Raw genomic sequence first — 19,996 nt, forward strand, 5'->3', positions numbered from 1 at the left:
TTCGCCGCCGTATTATGCCGCCGGCGGCGCCTTGTCCGTCAGGGACAGGATAAAGGTATACTCCATGGCAATACCTTCGTAGCCCTTGAAACGCCCGGATTTGCCGCCGTGTCCGGAGTCCATGTCGGTACACAGCAGCAGCAGATTATCGTTAGTCTTCATCGCCCGGAGCTTCGCCACCCATTTCGCCGGCTCCCAATACTGCACCTGGGAGTCATGTAAACCGGTGGTGACCAGCAGATGCGGGTAAGGCTGGGCGCTGACCCGATCATAGGGACTGTAGCGCTTGATATAGTCGTAGTAGTCTTTTTCCTGCGGATTGCCCCACTCGTCATATTCTCCGGTGGTCAGCGGTATGCTGTCATCAAGCATGGTGGTCACGACATCCACGAAGGGCACCTGGGCCACCACGCCTTTAAACAAATCCGGCGCCATATTGATCACCGCGCCCATCAGCAGGCCACCGGCGCTGCCGCCCATGGCAAAGGCTTGTTTTTCGTCCCCATAGCCGTTAGCCAGCAGATGCCGGCTGACGTCGATAAAGTCGTTAAAGGTATTGAGCTTGTTGAAGAGCTTGCCGTCTTCATACCACTGCTGGCCTAATTCACCGCCGCCGCGGATATGCGCCAGGGCGAAGACGAATCCGCGGTCAAGCAGGCTCAGCCGGCTGGCGCTGAAATCGGGATCCATGCTGCTGCCGTAGGAACCATAGCCGTAGACCAGCAGCGGATTTTGCCCGCGCTGGAACAGATCCTTGCGATAGACCAGCGACACCGGCACCTCGACGCCGTCGCGGGCGGGAACCCATAGCCGCTCGCTGCGGTAGTGCTCGGCGTCAAAATTTTTCACCTGCGACTGTTTCAGCAGCCTGCGCTCCCCGGTATCCATATTCAGCTCAAACAGCGTGGTCGGCGTGGTCATGGAGGAATAACCATAGCGCAGCCACGCGCTGTGCGGATCGGGATTGTAGGCCAGCCAGGTAACATAGGTGGGGTCGTCAAAGGCGATGCCCTTCTCCTCCCCGGTCTGCCAATGGATCTGCCGCAGGCTGGTCAGGCCCTGGTGACGTTCCTCCACCACCAGCCAATCGCTGAATAAGGTAAAGTTTTCCAATACCACATCGTCCCTGGCCGGGATCACCGTTTGCCACAATTTCTCATCGCCCGTTTCGCAGCGGTAAAGGGCAAAATTCTTGCCTTCGCGGTTGGAGCGGACGTAAAAATGGCCCTGGAAGTGATCCAGCGAATACTCATGGTCATGGCGGCGGGTCAGGAATACCTGCGGGCTGGCCTGGGGATCGTCGGCGTCCAGCAGCAGGATCTCGCCCGACGTGGTGCTGCCCAGCGCAATAATAATATAACGTTCCGACGTGGTTTTATGCACGCTGACATAAAATGTGTCGTCTTTTTCCTCATACACCAGCTCATCCTGCGCCGGCGAGGTGCCGACCCGGTGACGGTAGACCTGGTAGGGCAGCAGCGTTTTTTTATGCTTGCGCACGTAGTAGAGGATTTGTGAATCGCTGGTCCATTCAAAACCCGACGAGGCATCCTCGAGCACTTCCGGATACCACGAATCGCGGGCCAGGTTCTTGAAACGAATGCCGTACAGGCGCCGTGACAGAAAATCCTCCGCCGCCGCCATGATGGCGTTATCCGGACTGATCTCAAGCGCCCCCATGGTATAGAACTCGCTTTGCGCCGCGCGCTTGTTGCCGTCAAGCAGGATCTCCCATTCGGCCGTTTCGGGCAGATCGGCGCGCTGGCGGGTATAGATGGCGTACTCATTGCCTTGCTCATAGCGGCTTTGGTAACGATAACCGCGCCGGACGTAGGGTACCGAGCGATCCTGCGGCGGTATGCGCTCCACCATTTCGGTAAATAAGCTGTGGCGCAGCTCCTCATGGCCCTCCATCATGGCTTCGCCATAGGTATTCTCTTGGGCCAGGTAGTCCAGCACGGCGGGGTCTTCACGTTTGTCGTCGCGCAGCCAGTAATAATCATCGACGCGTGTCTCACCATGCACGGTCAGGTTATGCGGTCTTTTTTCAGCTATTGGGGGAAATCTCATACGCACCCTTCCTTATTTCTCATAAGAAACAGAGTGGCACGAATATGCCGGGTTGCCAAGCGCAGCCGATTTTATCGCCTGCGCCGGCAACGGGGGGTCAGCGTGGCGGGACGGCGGTTATCTGGGCTTTAAGCTGTTGTTCGAGGCCGGTTTTTACGTCATCAGGAATTTTCAGCGCCAGCGCCAGCGCATCCATATAGCTTCTTTCCATAAAATGATCGACGTCGACCACCGCGCAGCTGAGGTAATAGATCTCCAGGGCCTCGTCCTCGCCGTGAATATCCTGCGCCAGGCGCGCCGGGTCCAGCGGCTGGGCGATGGCGTCCTGGACCAGATGCTCCACATCCTCGCCCAGTCCCAACTGCTGCAGGTTGTCCCGAATGGCCCGTTGCTCATGGTCGTCGATGTGGCCGTCGGCCTTGGCGGCAAAGACCAGGGCCGTCACCAGCCGCTGCGTGCGACGGTCGATGGGAGTAGGAGGCTGGGTAAACTGCGCATCGTGCTGATGGGTTTCGCGCACGCGTTTTTTATATTGGTCCCACAGCACCGCGCCTATCGCGGCGCCGCCGCCGATAAACAGGGCGTTCTTGCCCACCGCGCCCATCATCTTGCGTGACGATTTATTGGCCACCAGCAGGCCGGCCAGCCCGCCAAGCGCTCCGGGCGCCAGCAGGCCCGCCAGGTTGCCGCCCTGATCCCCCGGCCCGCCCTTTTGCTGGACCAGGGTCTGGATTTTCTGCAGCCACTGATTCATTGCCGTTCCCCTTTAGGTGGTGTATGCCGGACGGTGCCCGGCGCCACATGTCCTAACCTAGCGGATTTTGTGTCAAGTTGTTAAAAGGGTTTGCAAAGATAGCGGGGCCGCCGATGTCCGGACGCGCATTTCACGCCGCGCGTCCGGCAGGGAGTGTTATTGCTGGAGGGAATAACTTATTTCACCTTTTTCACAATCAAGGTTCACAGCATAGGCGCGATCGGCGGTTTGCCCGCGAATTTTCAGCGGCGCCTGCCAGTTGTCGCCGTTGCCGGTGATATCCTCGGGGTTGACCTGCGCGACAATGGTGTCGCCGCCCAGGGCCTTTTTATCGTCGTCGGTGTGGGGAAAGCGATTCTGGGTGTAGTCCTGTTTAATCAGTTCCGCCACCTGGGGGGCGTTGAGATCGGGACAGGCCGCAACCTTATAGGTTTTCCCGGGCTGGCTTTTTTTGGCCGGTTCCTTCGCCGCCGGCGTTTTATTATCGGCGGCGGCCGGCGCGGCTTCCGCCTTGGCCTTCTCCGCCGGGGCCTTTTTAGCCGGCGCCGGTTTATCGGCGGCCGGGGGCTCCTCCGGCTGTTTTTTAACCGGGGCGGCGGCCGGCGGCGTTGCCGGGGCCGGCGCGGCGTCATTAGCCGGCGGTGTCTGTGCCGGAGCGGCGTTATTCGCCGGCGCCGGGGCGGCGGTGCCCGGTTGGGTATTCTGCGTCTGTCCGGCGGGCTGCTGAGTGGTGGACGCGCCTTCCGTGGACGTTTGCGAGGCGGCGGCCTGCCCAGCCGCCTGCGGTGTTTGATCTTCCGCGGCCGCGAGTGACGGCAGCAACATGCCGATGACGATGACGCCTAACAGGCCGATTCCCGTTTTATGCATAAAACCTCCACTTGTTCTGATTATCCGTTCTCAAGGTATTGAATGATAATAGCCGGTTAAAATTACGTTGAGAACGGGAATTATACGAACTATAACAAAAGCCGGGCGTTTTTGGCGGCGTCCAGGCCGATTCCCACGTCCTGCTCTCCCCTCATCGTACCAACGCTGCTGCACGCGCAATCGTTTTCGTTTATACTGCGCGCAATTTTTATCAGGTCAGGGGAAAGCGGATGTTAATCATAGGCACGGCGTTACGTCCCGGCGCCACGCGGGTCATGCTGCTGGGCAGCGGTGAACTGGGCAAAGAGGTGGCGATTGAGTGTCAACGGCTTGGCGTCGAGGTGATTGCCGTCGATCGTTATGCGAACGCCCCGGCGATGCATGTCGCCCATCGCGCGCACGTCATCAATATGCTGGACGGCGATGCGCTCAGGGCGGTGATTGAACTGGAACGGCCCGATTTTATCGTGCCGGAAATCGAAGCCATCGCCACCGACATGCTGGTAGCCCTTGAACATGAGGGCCATCATGTGGTGCCCTGCGCGCAGGCCACGCGCCTGACCATGAACCGCGAGGGCATCCGCCGCCTGGCGGCGGAAACGCTGGGCCTGCCCACTTCCGCCTACCGTTTTGCCGCCGACCGCGCCGGGCTGGACCAGGCGGTATCGGCAATCGGATATCCTTTGATTATCAAACCGGTGATGAGTTCGTCGGGTAAAGGCCAGAGCCTGGTACGCGCGGCCGCCGGCCTGGACGCGGCCTGGAACTATGCGCAGCAGGGCGGCCGCGCCGGCGGCGGCAAGGTGATTGTCGAGGGCCTGGTCCCCTTTGATTTTGAAATTACCCTGCTTACCGTCAGCGCCGTCGATGGTATCCATTTCTGCGATCCCATCGGTCATCGCCAGGAGGACGGCGATTACCGGGAATCCTGGCAGCCGCAGCACATGAGCGCGGTGGCGTTGCAACGGGCGCGGGATATCGCACAACAGGTCGTGACCGCCCTGGGCGGCCGCGGATTGTTCGGCGTTGAGCTGTTTGTGCGCGGCGACGAGGTGATATTCAGCGAAGTGTCGCCGCGTCCGCATGATACCGGCATGGTGACCCTTATCTCCCAGGATCTGTCCGAATTCGCCCTGCATGTGCGCGCCTTCCTCGGCCTGCCCGTCGGCGCGATCCGCCAGTACGGCCCGGCGGCGTCGGCGGTTATCCTGCCGGAGCTGACCAGCAGCGATGTGCGTTTCAGCGGCCTGGAGCAGGCGCTGAAAGCGCAAACGCAGATCAGGCTGTTCGGCAAGCCGGAAATCGGCGGCAAGCGCCGTCTTGGCGTGGCCCTGGCCATGGCGCAGACGGTGGAAGAGGCGGTAAAGGATGCCAAAGCCTGTGCCGCGGCGGTCAAGGTCAGCGGCTGATGCGCCAGGCCTGAACCAAAAAAAAGCTCCTCTTGCGAAGGAGCCCTTATTACCTGCCTGAATGGCGGGAGCGGATGCGCGCCGGCTTAAAGCTTGGCGCCGGCCACCGCTTCTTTAGCCAGTTCGGTGATGCGCGCATAATCGCCCGCTTCCAGCGCATCGTTAGGCACCAGCCAGGAACCGCCGATACACAGCACGCTTTTCAGCGCCAGGTAATCACGGTAGTTCTTCGGTGAAATGCCGCCGGTGGGGCAGAAACGCACCTGCGAGAACGGACCGGCAATCGCTTGCAGCGCCTTGACGCCGCCGTTGGCCTCGGCCGGGAAAAATTTGAACTCGCGCAGGCCGTAATCCATACCGAGCATCAGTTCGGAAACAGTGGCGATACCCGGGATCAGCGGAATGGTGCCCGCGACGGCCGCTTTCAGCAAGGGTTCGGTCAGGCCAGGGCTGATGGCGAACTGCGCGCCGGCAGCGGTCACTTCCGCCAACTGCTCGACATTGGTCACGGTGCCCGCGCCGACGATGGCCTCGGGCACTTCTTTGGCGATGGCGCGGATGGCGTCCATCGCGCAGGGGGTGCGCAACGTGACTTCCAGTACGCGCACACCGCCGGCGACCAGCGCTTTGGCTAAAGGAACCGCGTGTTCCAGCTTATTGATAACGATAACGGGTACTACCGGGCCTGAGGTCAGGATAGTTTCCGCGCTTGTTTTCCAATGCTTCATGACTTGCTGTCTCCGTATGAACATCATCACCGCGTGTTTAAGGCGTGGCACGCCAAAACACCGGGCTAAAAATTACCGGCGCGGGATCAACCCGGCACCGGTGGGGAATGCGGTGTTATTCAAACTCGTTCCAGGAACGGCCGTCCCGGGTAATCATGGCTACCGAGGCCACCGGCCCCCAGGTGCCCGCCTGGTAAGGCTTGGGCGCGTCATTGTCGGACGCCCAGGCTTCCATAATGGAATCCACCCAGGTCCAGGCCTCTTCCACTTCGTCGCGGCGCACAAACAGCGCCTGGATGCCGCGCATGGTTTCCAGCAGCAGCCGTTCGTAGGCATCCGCCAGATGTTCCTGGTTAAAGGTTTCACTGAAACTCAAATCCAGCTTGGTGGTTTGCAGGCGATGCTTATGATCCAGCCCCGGCACCTTATTGAGGATTTGGATATCCATGCCCTCGTCCGGTTGCAGGCGGATGGTCAGCTTGTTCTGCGGCAATTCCTGGTAGGAGTCGCGGAACAGATTCAGCGCCGGGTTCTTGAAATACACCACCACTTCGGAACATTTGGTCGGCAAACGCTTGCCGGTGCGCAAATAGAACGGCACGCCCGCCCAGCGCCAGTTGTCGATATCCACCCGGATAGACACAAAGGTCTCGGTATGGCTGGCCTTGTTGGCGCCCTCCTCCTCCAGGTAGCCCGGCACTTTCTTGCCCTGTACAAACCCTGCGGTATACTGGCCGCGCACCGTGGTATCGCGCACATTGGTGTGATCGATAGGCCGCAGGGAACGCAATACCTTCACTTTTTCGTCGCGGATGCGATCGGTGGTCAGATCGGATGGCGGCGACATGGCGATCATGGTCAGGATCTGCAGCAGATGGCTTTGGATCATGTCGCGCATCTGGCCGGCTTTATCGAAATAGCCCCAGCGACCCTCGATGCCCACTTCTTCCGCCACGGTGATCTGGACATGGTCGATAGTCCGGTTGTCCCAATTGCTGGCGAACAGGGAATTGGCAAACCGCAGCGCCAGCAGGTTGAGCACCGTTTCTTTACCGAGATAATGGTCGATGCGGTAAACCTGGCACTCTTTGAAATATTCCGCCACCTGATCGTTAATCACGCGCGAAGAGGCCAGATCGGTACCCAGCGGTTTTTCCATCACCACCCGGCTCGGCTCTTTATTCAGGCCGGCCTGGCCCAGGCCCTGGCAGATGGCGCCAAAGGTATTGGGCGGCATGGCAAAATAGTTAATGGTCACCCGGGCCTGCTGGTCGAGTTTTTCACCCAGCCGGTTGAAGTGCTTGGTCTCGTTAACGTCAAGGTTACAGAAATCCAGGCGGCCGCTGAGCGTTTTCCAGAGCTTCTCGTCGATGGTTTCCTTCATGAAGGTTTCCAACGCTTCGCGTACCACCTTGGTATAGGCTTTCACGTCCCAGTCAGCACGGCCAACGCCGATAATGCGCGTCTCCGGATGAATGGAGCCGGCTTTCTCCAGCTGATATAGCGAGGGCAGCAGTTTGCGCCGTGCCAGATCGCCTTTGGTGCCGAAAATCACCAGATCGCATGCCTGGGCTATGGATGTTACCGCCATGTTCCTCTCCTCGTACAGGATGTTTGTAATTTTATTACATTTTAAATGGTTTTATTTTGATGCCGGCCAAAAGAATGCCAAAAAAACCGCGTGTAAACGCTTTTTTTCACCATTAATCACACCATGTCCGCCATGAAAATGTAATTTATTAACAGTTTTGTCAATACATTACACTTCTGAAAGTTAGACACAGCTCATAGTCTGGCAAAAAACCTGCCGTGCCGGTCAGATTAACTGCCTTTGCACCGCGCGTCGTAGTATATTTCATCAAATCGGTAATGATTTCTCCTTTGTGTGAAATCGGTTAAACCCATGAGCTATTAACTTATGAACATGCTGGAAAAAATTAACAGCCATATGGAATTGCTGAGTAAATCCGAGCGTAAAGTGGCGGACGTGATCCTGGCCTCGCCCCAGACCGCCATCCATTCCAGCATTGCCATACTGGCCAGGATGGCCGACGTCAGCGAGCCTACCGTCAATCGTTTTTGCCGCCGCCTGGATACCAAAGGCTATCCTGATTTTAAATTACATCTCGCCCAGAGTCTGGCTAATGGTACACCTTATGTAAACCGTAATGTCGATGAGAACGACGGGGTCGATTCCTATACTGTAAAAATTTTTGAATCCACCATGGCCAGCCTGGAACAGGTCAAAACCCGTCTGGACATCAGCGCCGTCAACCGGGCGGTGGATTTGCTGACCCAGGCGAAAAAGATTTCCTTCTTTGGCCTGGGCGCGTCCGCGGCGGTCGCCCATGACGCCATGAATAAATTTTTCCGCTTTAATATTCCCATCGTGTATTCCGAGGATATCGTCATGCAGCGCATGAGCTGCATGAATTCCAGCGAAGGCGATGTCGTGGTGCTGATATCCCATACCGGCCGGACAAAAATGCTGGTGGACCTGGCGCGGCTGGCGCGGGAGAATGACGCTACCGTTATCGCCATCACCTCCGAATACTCGCCCCTGGCCCATGAAGCCACGCTAACCCTGGCCCTTGATGTGCCGGAGGATACCGATGTCTTTATGCCCATGATATCGCGTATTGCCCAATTAACCCTGATAGATGTCCTGGCCACCGGGTTTACCTTGCGCCGGGGTGCGAAATTCAGGGATAACTTGAAGCGGGTCAAGGAAGCTTTACGGGAATCGCGCTTTGATAAAGCCGATTCAGCAGCGTATAAATTTGATTAATATCGTAAGATATGAACAATAACCCCTCATGGCAGCCCAGGCTACACCGGGCCGGTTCAAAGATGGGGAACGTCTCAACACAGCCGGACTGGCGGCAACGGGCGGCGATATCCAACCGCTGCCTGATAGTACCGCCGGTTTCGATGTTTTCGCTACACCAATAATGCCCAAGTCAACGGAGTTATCCATGTCCAGACGGCTCAGAAGAACCAAGATTGTAACCACCCTGGGGCCAGCCACTGACCGCGACAATAATCTGGAAAAAATTATTGCCGCCGGCGCCAATGTGGTTCGCCTTAATTTTTCCCACGGTACGGCGGAAGATCATTTCAATCGGGCCAACAAAGTACGTGAAATCGCCGCCAAGCTGGGACGACACGTGGCCATACTCGGCGATTTGCAGGGGCCTAAGATTCGCGTATCGACGTTCAGGGAAGGCAAGGTGTTCCTGAGCGTGGGCGATAAGTTTCTCCTTGATGCCAACTTGGGCATCGGCGAAGGCGATCGGGAAAGCGTAGGCATCGATTATAAAGGCCTGCCCGGTGACGTGGTGCCCGGCGATGTCCTGCTGCTCGACGATGGCCGCGTACAGCTAAAGGTGCGTGAAGTCCAGGGCATGAAGGTCTTTACCGAGGTGACCGTCGGCGGTCCGTTGTCCAATAACAAGGGCATCAATAAAATGGGCGGCGGCCTCTCGGCGCCGGCACTGACCGAAAAAGACAAGGCCGACATCATCACCGCCGCTAAAATCGGCGTGGATTACCTGGCGGTCTCCTTCCCGCGCACCGGCGAGGATTTGAACTATGCGCGCCGCCTGGCCCGCGACGCCGGCTGCAATGCCAAGATCGTCTCCAAGGTAGAGCGCGCCGAGGCGGTGGCAAGCGACGAGGCCATGGATGATATTATCCTCGCCTCCGACGTGGTGATGGTGGCACGCGGTGATCTGGGGGTGGAAATCGGCGATCCGGAACTGGTCGGCATCCAGAAAAAATTGATCCGGCGCGCCCGCAAGCTCAATCGCGCGGTGATTACCGCCACCCAGATGATGGAATCGATGATCACCAACCCGATGCCGACCCGCGCCGAAGTGATGGACGTGGCCAACGCGGTGCTGGACGGCACCGATGCGGTAATGCTCTCCGCCGAAACCGCGGCCGGGCAGTATCCGGCGGAAACGGTGGCGGCCATGGCGCGGGTGTGCCTGGGCGCCGAAAAAATCCCCAGTATCAATGTGTCCAAACATCGCCTGGACGTGCAGTTTGATAATATTGAAGAAGCGATTGCCATGTCCAGCATGTACGCGGCCAATCATCTCAAGGGGGTCAGCGCCATTATCACCATGACCGAATCCGGCCGCACGCCCCTGATGATGTCGCGCATCAGCTCAGGCCTGCCTATTTTTGCCCTGTCCCGGCACGAGCATACGCTCAATCTTACCGCGCTCTATCGCGGCGTCACGCCGGTATATTTTGACAGCGACGGCGACGGCGTGGCCGCGGCCACCCATGCCGCCAACCTGCTGCGGGATAAAGGCTTCCTGATGTCGGGCGATCTGGTCATCATCACCCAGGGTGATGTGATGAGCATGGTGGGCACCACCAATACCAGCCGCATCCTGCTGGTGGAGTAATACCAGCCGCCCATGGCATGCTGTGCCCGCCAACCCCGAGCTCGACGCAGACGGGTTAAGGGAGAGCGTGCCAATGGGGTCGAATCGGGCGTGGTATTCCCGCCCGACCGAGCGCCCCATGGTGCGGTAGGCCCGCCAACACCGCGCTTACAGCAGTCGTGTTTAAGGGAGAACGTGCCTATGGGGTCTTTTTTCTTGCCTGTTCTGGGCAATTAACGCTTATAGGGATCTTTATCGCCGGGCTTGCGCGTTTTCAGTAGTTTAAGGATCCAGGTATATTGCTCCGGATTCGGCCCCACCAGGTTTTCCACTTCCTCGTTCATCCGCCGGGCAATATAGCGATCGTCCTGGCCGGCAATATCGTCCATTGGCGGACGAACATAAATATCCAGCTGGCTGGTCTTACTGTTGTACACCGGAAATAGCGGGATTACCGCCGCCCGACAGATTTTCATCAAACGGCCGATTGCCGGCAGCGTCGCTTTATAAGTGGCGAAAAAATCCACGAACTCGCTATGCTCAGGCCCATGATCCTGGTCCGGCAGGTAATACCCCCACCACCCCTGCCGCACCGAGCTGACAAAAGGCTTAACCCCGTCGTTGCGCGCATGCAGCCGCCCGCCGAAACGGCGCCGCACCCGATTCCACATATAGTCCACCAGTTCGTTGCGCTGGTTATGGAACATACCGGCGACCTTCTGCCCGCGCGCCGACATCAGCATGGCCGGCACATCCACCGCCCAGCCGTGCGGCACCAGGAAAATAATATTGCGCTGCTGCGCCGTAGCCTGCGCAATGATCTCCTCGTGGTGCCAATGAACCCGGCTTGACAACCTGTCGGGATTGCGGCAAGCCAGCTCGGCCATCAGCACCGTGGATTGCGGTACCGTGGCGAACATATCGTCAATGATTTTTTCCCGCGCCGGTTCGCTCAGCTCGGGCAGGCAGTACAGTAAATTGGCCCGGGCGCGATGGCGCGCGCCTTTGGCGAGTTTACCCACCATCCGGCCGATGCCGCCCAATACCGGATCGCGTAAACGCGGCGGGATAAAGGTCGCGCCGGCGATTAAGCCGATACCGCACCAGACGCCCCAGTAGCGCGGGTGATAGAACTCGGTTTTAAATTGCGGAATGAATTCAACGGCGGTGATCTTGTTATCGTTTTCCATGCAACTCTCTTTGCTTTCAATCGCCCTGACGGTCGAAAACCCGTGCTGTCGATTGATGAGGCGGGCTCTATGTCCCTTCTTGGCATAATGTAGCGGTAATCATAAACATAAAACGGCAGCCGATCATCTATCGGCTGCCGTTAAGATAACATATCAGTCGAATTGAAGCTGCGGCATGGCTTGCCTGACCTGCGCCAGATAGTCCAGGCGCTCTTTGCCGCTCAGGCCTTCGGTAACCGGCAGCTTGGCGGTCAGCGGATTGACCGCCTGCTGGTTGACCCAGATTTCATAATGCAGATGCGGCCCGGTGGAACGCCCGGTATTGCCGGAGAGCGCAATGCGATCGCCACGTTTCACCTTCTGGCCCGGCTTCACCAACAATTTCTTTAAATGCATATAGCGGGTGGTATATTGACGCCCGTGCCGTATGGCCACGTAATTGCCGGCGCCGTCGCCGTTTTTGCTGACCACCACCTCGCCGTCGCCCACCGCCAGCACCGGCGTGCCCACCGGCATGGCGAAATCCACGCCGCGGTGCGGAGCGATATGCCCGGTGACGGGATTCAGGCGCCGGGGATTGAAGTTAGAGGATACGCGGAACTGCTTCATGGTGGGAAAACGCATAAAACCGCGCGCCAGTCCGGCGCCGTCGTTGTTGTAAAATTTACCGTCCTCGGCGCGGAAGGAATAATAATCCTTGCCGCCGGTGTTGATGCGCACGGCCACCAGTTCGCTTTGCTCGCTGCGCCCGTCGAGCATTTCCCGGGAGGTCAGCACGGCGAACTTATCGCCTTTTTGCAGCTTGCGAAAATCGAGCTGCCACTGCATAGCCTTAATGACCGCGCTGACTTCGGCGTTTGACAATCCAGAGGCGCGGGCGCTGTTGACAAAGCTGCCGTTGAGCTGGCCTGTCAGCGCTATATTTTTCCACTCGCCTGCCAGATTGGCCACGCTTTGTTTAAAACCGCCGTCAATACGGTCATAGGTGCGGGTTTCCCGGCGCGACATTTCCCAGGTCAGGCGCTGCAGTTCGCCGGCGTCGTTCAGGGTCCAGGAAATTTGCTGGCCGATCTTCAGATTACGCAGATCGGGAAACTGCTGGGCCAGTTGGCCGATATCGGACATATCGATGCCATACTGCGTCAAAATACTGCCCAGGGTATCGCCGGTGGACACCACATATTCATGGACGCCCGTTTCATCCGTCACCTTCTCGTCCAGTTCATCTTCCGGCGGCACGTCGTCGTCGTTATCGGCGGCGGATTGATCGATAGGCTCGCTGGCCTCGGGGGCCAGAGCGCGGGCCGGCGCGTCGACCGCCGGCGCGGGCCGGCTGACGGTGGGTTCCATAACAGGGGAATAGACGTATGGCCGCCATACCGCCACGGCCAGGGTAACCACGGTGAGCGACCCCAGCATGACGCGGTGGGGTCGGGGCAGATTATTATACGCCAGCGTGATAGAGCGAAGTATCTGCTGCACTTATTACTATCCTCATGAGTTCTTCTCCAGGCAGCTCACGTACTGGTTCGTCAATTGCAGCAGGAAGTCAATGTAGCTTGCCTTGCCCAATGCGATACCAGTCCCCAGCGGGTCGAGGGTGCCGATACGCACGCTCGTTCCCTGGGCCACAGCGTTGATAACGGCTGGCCTGAATTGTGGCTCAGCAAATATGCACACGGCTTTTTGCTCAACCAACTGTGTTCGAATATGGTGTAATGCCTGGGCGCCCGGTTGGATTTCGGGATTAACGGTGAAATACCCCAAAGGGGTCAGGCCATAGTGTTGTTCGAAATAGCCATAGGCATCGTGAAATACGAAATACCCTTTTCCGCTTACCGGCGCTAGCATTGTAGCGATATTTTTGTCATTTTTTGTCAATGCCGCGGTGAAAAACAGCAGATTCGCGTCCAATTGTGATTTTTTTTCGGGCATCAGCCGCAATAATTGGTCGTGGATGGCGAAAGCGGCCTGTTTGGCAATCTCCGGCGACATCCACAGATGCATATTATATTCGCCGTGATGGTGGTCGTCCGCGTGGGCCGAATCCGCCGGGTCGTCGTGCTCCGCACCTTTTATCAGCAGCGGGCGGACAGACGGCAGCGTGGACAGCATCAGGTTTTTGTCCGCCGGCAAGGCCGCCGCCGGCTTGCTCATAAAGGCTTCCAGTTCCGGACCGACCCAGACCAGCAGGGAGGCGTTCTGGATACGTTTGATGTCGGAGGGCCGCAGCGCATAGTCATGAGGCGACGCGCCATCAGGCAACAGGACATCGGTCGGCATCACGCCGTCGCCGATGGCGGAGGCTATAAATCCCAGCGGCCTGATGGAGGCGACGATATTAGCCCAGGCCGGGACACTGGTCGCGGCAAGCGTCAATACGCCGGCCAGCAGCAGGCGTGGGAATTTTTTACTGCGGGAATTCATAGCGATAATTCTCTTCGGCAACGGTTAGGGGTGTGATATTATAACATTTTGGCTGTTTCGCAACTGTAATTCACATGACCAATCTGGTAACGCTTGACGGTATTTCCGTCTCCTTCGGGCAAAAACACGTCTTGAGTCACATCTCTTTAACGCTGCGCGCCGGCCGGATCCTGACCTTAATGGGTCCGAACGGCGCCGGAAAATCCACGCTGGTGCGGGTAGTGCTCGGTCTGATCGCGCCCACGGCGGGCATCTTGTCGCGTACGGCCCGCCTGCGCATCGGTTATGTGCCGCAAAAAATCCATCTTGACGTCACGCTGCCGCTGACGGTCGGCCGCTTTATGCGCCTGCGGCCCGGGGTCGGCAAAGACGATGTGCTACCCGCGCTGGCGCAGGTCCAGGCCGCTCATTTGCTGGAACAGCCGATGCAGAAATTATCCGGCGGGGAAATGCAGCGGGTGCTGCTGGCGCGCGCGCTGCTCAATAAACCGCAGTTGCTGGTGTTGGATGAACCGACCCAGGGCGTGGACGTGAGCGGCCAGGTGGCGTTATACGATTTGATCGACCAAATTCGCCACAGGTTTGGCTGCGGAGTGCTGATGGTCTCCCATGATTTACATCTGGTCATGGCGAAGACCGACGAGGTCTTATGCCTGAACCAGCATATTTGCTGCTCCGGCTCGCCGGAAACGGTCTCCGCCCATCCGGAATTTATCGCCATGTTCGGTTATCACGGCGTCGAACAGCTGGCCGTTTACCGGCATCACCATAATCATGCCCACGATCTGCAGGGCCAGGTGGTGCGCCGGCGTGAGGACGGCCCGTTATGATTGAACTGCTGCTGCCCGGCTGGCTGGCTGGCGTATTGCTGGCCATGGCGGCCGGTCCCCTGGGGTCGTTTGTCGTCTGGCGCAAGATGTCCTATTTTGGCGACACGCTGGCCCATGCGTCGCTGCTTGGTGTCGCCTTCGGCCTGCTGCTGAATATCAATCCTTTCTACGCCGTCATCGCCGTGACGCTGGTGCTGGCGCTGATACTGGTATGGCTTGAGCGTTATCCGCAGCTGGCCATCGACACTGTGCTGGGCATCATGGCCCACAGCGCCCTGTCACTGGGGCTGGTGGTGGTAAGCCTGATGTCGAATGTACGAGTGGACCTGATGGCCTATCTGTTCGGCGATCTGCTGTCGGTCACCCTGTCCGATATTTTACTGATTGCCGCCGGCGTGGCGGTGGTGCTGATACTCCTGGCCTGGCAGTGGCGGGCGCTGCTGTCGGTAACCATCAGTCCGGAACTGGCCCATGTGGATGGGATTTCCCTGCCGCGGGTAAAACTCTTACTGATGCTGGTCACCGCCCTGACTATCGGCCTGGCGATGAAGTTTGTCGGCGCGCTGATCATCACCTCGCTGTTGATTATCCCGGCCGCCGCCGCGCGCCGTTTTTCCCGCACGCCGGAACAGATGGCGTTACTGGCGGTAGTGGCCGGCATGATTGCGGTGACCGGCGGATTGACGCTATCGGCGTGGTATGACACGCCGGCGGGGCCATCGGTGGTGTTGTGCGCGTCGGTATTGTTTGGGTTGAGCTTGTTTAGTCGGCAGAGGGTGTAGCGCCAACCAACGGCTGATTAATAGCAAATAGGTGCCAGCGGCGGCGGCAATCAAACAACCCATACGGTAAACTGAGCGTTGTCCATGGATGTTGCTTAACGATAGGAGATACACGTGATTATCGCCCAGGTAACAGACATTCATGCGGCCCAGGACAATGATAACCTGTCCCGGCTTGACCGCGCCCTTGCATGGCTGGACTTGATCAAACCCGACGGTTTGGTCCTCACTGGCGACCTGGTTGATGATGACTGGATCGACGGCTACACCGCGATTGCCGCCCGTCTGGGTAATCGGGCCTATCCTGCATTTATCCTGCCGGGTAATTCCGATAACCGCACCTCGATGCGGGCCATTTTCGGCTGTGCTTGCTGGGCCGACGATGCCGCTGGCGCACTGCATTTTGTGGCGGATATCGAGGGTGTTCGCCTTATCGGCCTTGACTCAACGGCTAAGGGAACGTCAGCGGGAAGCGTGGATGAACATCTTCCCTGGTTGGAAAAAACGCTATTATCTGAGGGGCCGGCAACGTCAATGTTGTTTTTGCACCATCATGTATTTGCGAGCGGCATCCCGCCTATGGATCAAATCATGTGCCACGGGTCGGTGGCATTGGGTGAGTTTTTGCGAAGACAACCGCGACGCCCCGTCGCGATAGCGACAGGTCATGTTCATCGACCTGTCGCGGGTACACTGGCGGGAATACCCGCCTATATCTGCGGACCCATTTGTCCCGCAAATCCTATGTGGTTTGGCGCGAAAACCGTCCCACCGGCTAACGACCCGCCCGCGCTCATGATCCATCGCTGGGTAAACGGTACCCTGGTTAGCCATCATATTTCCGTTTGAGTCCGTGAATTGGGTGCGTCTGCTTTCATTTTGCGTGCTCACGCCCATAGCCGATTCCATGCGATATGCGTCATTCTCCTTATAAAGCAGCCGGTTATAGGACTGAGAGCAGAAGTCAGCACGCAGCATAAAATTGCTTATTAAGCCGTTGCTTAGTCGTTGATATTGATTTTGCTTCTGACCTTGAACGTGCTTTTGACCTTAGACCGGCATCAAGCGCGCTGACGGCACGGTGCACGACCGGACGAGCCGCAGGGATGCGGCGAGAGCTAAGGCCCGCGCCGGGAGCGCGTGCCTTGTGGTCCAAAGGGCGTGAACCGGGACGGAAGGCACCGCGCAGCGGCGCGCGACCTGCCGGAAGCCCGGGGGTCGAGGGGGCCGGGGCGACTGCCGGCCCATCGTCGATTGCCCGCACGGGGCAATATATAACACCGCGACGTGTGGCAAGCGAAACTTTCCTCACTGTCGAAAAAGCATGTGCCCCACACGGCAAGAGAAACTCACCCAGCCGTCATTAAAAACATGTGCCCCACACCGGAAGCGAAACTTACTCAGCGTTCAAAAGGCGCCGACCCACACAACAAGCAAAGCAACGCCGCCTGTACCGTCGACGATTAATGCCTCTCTAAAGCTCCCCGCGCACTATGCCAAAATGCTTATACGCAAACGCCGTCGCAATTCTCCCCCGCGGCGTGCGCTGGATAAACCCCTGCTGGATCAAAAACGGCTCGATCACATCCTCGATGGTTTCCCGCTCCTCGCCGATAGCCGCCGCCAGGTTATCCAGCCCCACCGGGCCGCCGATAAACTTATCAATAATCGCCAGCAGCAGCTTACGGTCCATAAAATCGAAACCTTCGGTATCGACATTGAGCAAATTCAGGGCGTTGACCGCCACATCATCGGTAATATTGCCCTCGGCGCGAACCTCGGCAAAATCCCTTACCCGCCGCAGCAGGCGATTGGCGATACGGGGCGTGCCGCGGGCGCGTTTGGCAATTTCATGGGACCCGGCCTCCGTGATGCTAAGCTCCAGGCATTGGGCGCTGCGTTTGACGATATGCTGCAAATCCGCCACCTGGTAAAATTCCAGACGCTGGACAATGCCGAAGCGATCGCGCAGCGGGGATGTGAGGGAACCGGCGCGGGTGGTGGCGCCCACCAGGGTAAAGGGCGGCAGCTCGATTTTAATCGATCGGGCGGCAGGCCCGTCGCCTATCATGATATCCAGCTGGTAATCTTCCATCGCCGGGTAGAGTACCTCTTCCACCACCGGCGACAGGCGATGAATCTCATCGATAAACAGGACATCATGCGGCTCAAGATTGGTGAGCATGGCCGCCAGGTCGCCCGGTTTTTCCAGTACCGGGCCGGAGGTAGTGCGCAGGTTAACGCCCATCTCGTTGGCGACGATATGCGCCAGGGTGGTCTTCCCCAATCCCGGCGGACCAAAAATCAGTAGATGATCAAGCGCGTCGCCGCGCATTTTGGCCGCCTGGATAAAGATTTCCATCTGCTCGCGCACGTGGGGCTGCCCGATATAATCTTCCAGGGTTTTCGGCCGGATGGCCCGGTCGATAATCTCTTCTTCTATCACCACGCCGGCGGAAATCAAACGGTCTGCTTCAATCATCCTCTACCTCACAGCGCGGCGCGCAGGGCGTCGCGGATCATCGATTCGCAATCGGCATCCGGCCGGGCCACTTTACTGACCATGCGGCTGGCCTCCTGAGGCTTATAACCCAGGGAAACCAATGCCGCAACCGCTTCCGCTTCCGGATCGGTATCCGGCTTGCCGCTGGCCGGCGCGGTAAGCGGCATATCGCTGCCGCCGCCCAGGGCAAACAGTTCGCCGTTCATGCCCTTAAAGCGATCTTTCATTTCCACCACCAGCCGTTCGGCGGTTTTGGTGCCGACGCCGGGTAATTTGACCAGCGCGTTGATTTCCTGCCGTTCAACGGTGTTGACGAACTGCTGGGCCGACATGCCGGAAAGGATGGCCAGCGCCAGCTTGGGGCCGACGCCGTTCACTTTGATCAGCTCGCGAAACAACGCGCGTTCCTGTTTGTTGGTGAAGCCAAACAGCAGTTGGGCATCTTCCCGCACGATAAAATGCGTATAAATGATCGCTTCCACGCCGGTTTCGGGCAGCGCATAAAAACAGGTCATGGGCATATGGATTTCATAACCCACGCCGTGGATCTCAAGCAGCACCAGCGGTGGTTGTTTTTCCAGGATGATGCCTCTAAGACGTCCGATCACAGTAACCTTCCTTTCAGGGCTTATTTGTCATATGGCGATGGCATGTTTATAACATAATAAAGGCTGGATGAATATCCAGCCGGTTCGGGCCGGGGGCGGCTTTACCCCAGGCGGCCCCGGGAAAGATTAAGGCGGCTGTTGCCTAAGCGCAGCGCGTTCTGGTTGACATGGCAGTGAGTAATGGCAATCGCCAGGGCGTCGGCGGCATCCGCCTGGGGGCTGGCGGATAATTTGAGCAATACGCGCACCATATGCTGTACCTGGCTTTTGTCCGCCGAGCCGGTGCCGACCACCGTTTGTTTCACCTGGCGCGCGGCGTATTCAAACACCGGCAGCTCATGGTTCATCGCCGCCACGATGGCGACGCCGCGCGCCTGGCCGAGCTTGAGCGCCGAGTCGGCGTTTTTCGCCATAAACACCTGTTCGATGGCGAAAAAATCCGGCTGGAACTGGGTGATGATTTCGCTGACGCCGGCATAAATGAGCTTTAGCCGGGTGGGCAGGTCATCCACCTTGGTGCGGATACACCCGCTGCCAAGATAGGTGAGCACCCGTCCCTGCTGGCGTAAAATGCCGTAACCGGTGATGCGGGAACCCGGGTCGATACCGAGGATAATCGTCATATCCGGGCACCGCCCAGGCTGCCGTCACACCGGAAGTCCGTCACAGCGTTGCCGCCACCTCGTCGGAGATTTCGCCGTTATGGTAGACTTCCTGGACGTCGTCGGAGTCTTCCAGCAGGTCAATCAGCCTGAGCAGCTTGGGCGCGGTTTCCTCGTCCAAATCGGCCTTGGTGGAAGGGATTAACCCCACCTCGGAAGAATCGGCGTGTAATCCGGCGGCCTCCAGGGCGTCCTTGACCCGGCCGAAATCTTCCGGCGTGGTGTAGACATCGATAGCGCCGTCGTCGTAGGTCACCACATCTTCCGCGCCGGCTTCCAGCGCCGCGTCCATCACCTGATCTTCCGTCAGGCCCGGGGCATAGGAAATCACGCCTTTTTTGGTGAACAGGTAGGAGACCGACCCGTCGGTGCCCAGATTGCCGCCGGTCTTGGTAAACGCGTGGCGGACCTCGGCCACGGTGCGATTACGGTTGTCGCTCAGGCACTCCACCATGACCGCCGTACCGCCGGGACCGTAACCTTCGTACACAATGGTTTCCATTTGCGTATCGTCGTCGCCGCCGACGCCGCGCGCGATGGCGCGGTTAAGCGTGTCGCGCGTCATATTATTCGCCAGCGCCTTATCCACCGCGGCGCGCAGGCGCGGGTTGGATCCCACGTCGCCGCCGCCCAGGCGCGCGGCGGTCACCAGCTCGCGAATGATTTTGGTAAAAATCTTGCCACGTTTACTGTCCTGAGCCGCTTTACGATGCTTGGTGTTGGCCCACTTACTATGACCTGCCATAACTCTCTCCGAAATAAGCCT

General features: G+C 58.4%; 18 protein-coding genes. 6 read left to right on the top strand and 12 right to left on the bottom strand.

From position 1 onward, the window contains the following. Positions 1 to 12: 12 nt before the first annotated feature. The 3 genes from ABUK12_RS05505 to ABUK12_RS05515 form a co-directional block, all read right to left on the bottom strand. Positions 13 to 2,070 carry a S9 family peptidase gene (locus ABUK12_RS05505; RefSeq protein ID WP_410015331.1) on the bottom strand — a complete coding sequence of 686 codons (2,058 nt, stop codon included), beginning with the start codon at positions 2,068 to 2,070 and terminating at the stop codon, positions 13 to 15. Positions 2,071 to 2,167: 97 nt separating this feature from the next. Then, on the bottom strand, positions 2,168 to 2,824 hold the full coding sequence (locus ABUK12_RS05510) for a tellurite resistance TerB family protein (RefSeq protein WP_410015332.1): 657 nt from the start codon (positions 2,822 to 2,824) through the stop codon (positions 2,168 to 2,170). Between the two features lie 156 nt (positions 2,825 to 2,980). Continuing rightward, on the bottom strand, positions 2,981 to 3,694 hold the full coding sequence (locus ABUK12_RS05515) for a YebF family protein (RefSeq protein WP_410015333.1): 714 nt from the start codon (positions 3,692 to 3,694) through the stop codon (positions 2,981 to 2,983). Positions 3,695 to 3,924: 230 nt separating this feature from the next. Here ABUK12_RS05515 and purT point away from each other — a divergent pair, with 230 nt between their 5' ends. Further along, positions 3,925 to 5,103, top strand: a complete 1,179-nt coding sequence (gene purT / locus ABUK12_RS05520; protein WP_410015334.1) for a formate-dependent phosphoribosylglycinamide formyltransferase — start codon at positions 3,925 to 3,927, stop codon at positions 5,101 to 5,103. Between the two features lie 86 nt (positions 5,104 to 5,189). Here purT and ABUK12_RS05525 read toward each other — a convergent pair whose 3' ends face one another. Next, on the bottom strand, positions 5,190 to 5,831 hold the full coding sequence (locus ABUK12_RS05525; RefSeq protein ID WP_410015335.1) for a bifunctional 4-hydroxy-2-oxoglutarate aldolase/2-dehydro-3-deoxy-phosphogluconate aldolase: 642 nt from the start codon (positions 5,829 to 5,831) through the stop codon (positions 5,190 to 5,192). Between the two features lie 115 nt (positions 5,832 to 5,946). Next, positions 5,947 to 7,422: a glucose-6-phosphate dehydrogenase gene (gene zwf / locus ABUK12_RS05530; RefSeq protein ID WP_410015336.1), complete on the bottom strand. Its 1,476-nt coding sequence runs from the start codon at positions 7,420 to 7,422 to the stop codon at positions 5,947 to 5,949. Positions 7,423 to 7,749: 327 nt separating this feature from the next. On the opposite strand from zwf, the gene ABUK12_RS05535 reads away from it, so the two are divergent. Together ABUK12_RS05535 and pyk are read left to right on the top strand one after the other, a co-directional pair. After that, positions 7,750 to 8,619 (top strand): MurR/RpiR family transcriptional regulator, encoded by an 870-nt coding sequence (locus tag ABUK12_RS05535; RefSeq protein WP_410015337.1) that lies wholly within the window; start codon positions 7,750 to 7,752, stop codon positions 8,617 to 8,619. Between the two features lie 187 nt (positions 8,620 to 8,806). Further along, a complete protein-coding gene (gene pyk, locus ABUK12_RS05540; RefSeq protein WP_410015338.1) occupies positions 8,807 to 10,249 on the top strand; it encodes a pyruvate kinase in 1,443 nt (480 codons plus the stop codon). Positions 10,250 to 10,461: 212 nt separating this feature from the next. On the opposite strand, the gene lpxM is transcribed toward pyk, so the two are convergent. The 3 genes from lpxM to znuA form a co-directional block, all read right to left on the bottom strand. Further along, positions 10,462 to 11,418, bottom strand: a complete 957-nt coding sequence (gene lpxM / locus ABUK12_RS05545) for a lauroyl-Kdo(2)-lipid IV(A) myristoyltransferase (RefSeq protein WP_410015339.1) — start codon at positions 11,416 to 11,418, stop codon at positions 10,462 to 10,464. A 153-nt stretch (positions 11,419 to 11,571) separates the two neighbouring features. Then, positions 11,572 to 12,900 (bottom strand): murein DD-endopeptidase MepM, encoded by a 1,329-nt coding sequence (gene mepM / locus ABUK12_RS05550; protein ID WP_410015340.1) that lies wholly within the window; start codon positions 12,898 to 12,900, stop codon positions 11,572 to 11,574. A 12-nt stretch (positions 12,901 to 12,912) separates the two neighbouring features. Then, entirely contained in the window at positions 12,913 to 13,845 is a 933-nt protein-coding gene (gene znuA, locus ABUK12_RS05555; RefSeq protein WP_410015341.1) for a zinc ABC transporter substrate-binding protein ZnuA, read from the bottom strand. A gap of 74 nt (positions 13,846 to 13,919) precedes the next feature. Here znuA and znuC point away from each other — a divergent pair, with 74 nt between their 5' ends. From znuC to ABUK12_RS05570, 3 genes are all read left to right on the top strand, one after another. Continuing rightward, the gene (gene znuC / locus ABUK12_RS05560) at positions 13,920 to 14,675 is read left to right on the top strand and encodes a zinc ABC transporter ATP-binding protein ZnuC (protein WP_410015342.1); all 756 of its coding nucleotides are present in this window, start codon (positions 13,920 to 13,922) and stop codon (positions 14,673 to 14,675) included. Continuing rightward, entirely contained in the window at positions 14,672 to 15,457 is a 786-nt protein-coding gene (gene znuB / locus ABUK12_RS05565) for a zinc ABC transporter permease subunit ZnuB (protein ID WP_410015343.1), read from the top strand. The genes znuC and znuB overlap by 4 nt, the downstream gene beginning before the upstream one ends. Before the next feature lie 114 nt (positions 15,458 to 15,571). Beyond that, complete coding sequence (locus ABUK12_RS05570) at positions 15,572 to 16,306, top strand: metallophosphoesterase (RefSeq protein ID WP_410015344.1); 735 nt, start codon at positions 15,572 to 15,574, stop codon at positions 16,304 to 16,306. A gap of 625 nt (positions 16,307 to 16,931) precedes the next feature. Here ABUK12_RS05570 and ruvB read toward each other — a convergent pair. The 4 genes from ruvB to ABUK12_RS05590 form a co-directional block, all read right to left on the bottom strand. Further along, the gene (ruvB, locus tag ABUK12_RS05575; protein ID WP_410015345.1) at positions 16,932 to 17,939 is read right to left on the bottom strand and encodes a Holliday junction branch migration DNA helicase RuvB; all 1,008 of its coding nucleotides are present in this window, start codon (positions 17,937 to 17,939) and stop codon (positions 16,932 to 16,934) included. Between the two features lie 8 nt (positions 17,940 to 17,947). Then, positions 17,948 to 18,568 (bottom strand): Holliday junction branch migration protein RuvA, encoded by a 621-nt coding sequence (ruvA, locus tag ABUK12_RS05580; RefSeq protein ID WP_410015346.1) that lies wholly within the window; start codon positions 18,566 to 18,568, stop codon positions 17,948 to 17,950. Positions 18,569 to 18,669: 101 nt separating this feature from the next. Continuing rightward, positions 18,670 to 19,191, bottom strand: coding sequence for a crossover junction endodeoxyribonuclease RuvC (ruvC, locus tag ABUK12_RS05585; RefSeq protein ID WP_410015347.1), 522 nt, complete (start codon positions 19,189 to 19,191; stop codon positions 18,670 to 18,672). 40 nt (positions 19,192 to 19,231) lie between these two features. Beyond that, a complete protein-coding gene (locus ABUK12_RS05590) occupies positions 19,232 to 19,975 on the bottom strand; it encodes a YebC/PmpR family DNA-binding transcriptional regulator (RefSeq protein WP_410015348.1) in 744 nt (247 codons plus the stop codon). Positions 19,976 to 19,996: the final 21 nt, after the last annotated feature.

Origin of the sequence: Sodalis sp. C49 (genome assembly GCF_046352915.1) — a bacterium.
GTDB lineage: Bacteria > Pseudomonadota > Gammaproteobacteria > Enterobacterales > Enterobacteriaceae > Acerihabitans.

Excerpts from the sequence above, each read along its gene's own strand:
- ABUK12_RS05505 (WP_410015331.1), bottom strand. The coding sequence starts at position 2,070 with ATGAGATTTCCCCCAATAGCTGAAAAAAGACCGCATAACCTGACCGTG.
- ABUK12_RS05510 (WP_410015332.1), bottom strand. The coding sequence starts at position 2,824 with ATGAATCAGTGGCTGCAGAAAATCCAGACCCTGGTCCAGCAAAAGGGC.
- ABUK12_RS05515 (WP_410015333.1), bottom strand. The coding sequence starts at position 3,694 with ATGCATAAAACGGGAATCGGCCTGTTAGGCGTCATCGTCATCGGCATG.
- purT (WP_410015334.1), top strand. The coding sequence starts at position 3,925 with ATGTTAATCATAGGCACGGCGTTACGTCCCGGCGCCACGCGGGTCATG.
- ABUK12_RS05525 (WP_410015335.1), bottom strand. The coding sequence starts at position 5,831 with ATGAAGCATTGGAAAACAAGCGCGGAAACTATCCTGACCTCAGGCCCG.
- zwf (WP_410015336.1), bottom strand. The coding sequence starts at position 7,422 with ATGGCGGTAACATCCATAGCCCAGGCATGCGATCTGGTGATTTTCGGC.
- ABUK12_RS05535 (WP_410015337.1), top strand. The coding sequence starts at position 7,750 with ATGAACATGCTGGAAAAAATTAACAGCCATATGGAATTGCTGAGTAAA.
- pyk (WP_410015338.1), top strand. The coding sequence starts at position 8,807 with ATGTCCAGACGGCTCAGAAGAACCAAGATTGTAACCACCCTGGGGCCA.
- lpxM (WP_410015339.1), bottom strand. The coding sequence starts at position 11,418 with ATGGAAAACGATAACAAGATCACCGCCGTTGAATTCATTCCGCAATTT.
- znuA (WP_410015341.1), bottom strand. The coding sequence starts at position 13,845 with ATGAATTCCCGCAGTAAAAAATTCCCACGCCTGCTGCTGGCCGGCGTA.
- znuC (WP_410015342.1), top strand. The coding sequence starts at position 13,920 with ATGACCAATCTGGTAACGCTTGACGGTATTTCCGTCTCCTTCGGGCAA.
- znuB (WP_410015343.1), top strand. The coding sequence starts at position 14,672 with ATGATTGAACTGCTGCTGCCCGGCTGGCTGGCTGGCGTATTGCTGGCC.
- ruvB (WP_410015345.1), bottom strand. The coding sequence starts at position 17,939 with ATGATTGAAGCAGACCGTTTGATTTCCGCCGGCGTGGTGATAGAAGAA.
- ruvC (WP_410015347.1), bottom strand. The coding sequence starts at position 19,191 with ATGACGATTATCCTCGGTATCGACCCGGGTTCCCGCATCACCGGTTAC.
- ABUK12_RS05590 (WP_410015348.1), bottom strand. The coding sequence starts at position 19,975 with ATGGCAGGTCATAGTAAGTGGGCCAACACCAAGCATCGTAAAGCGGCT.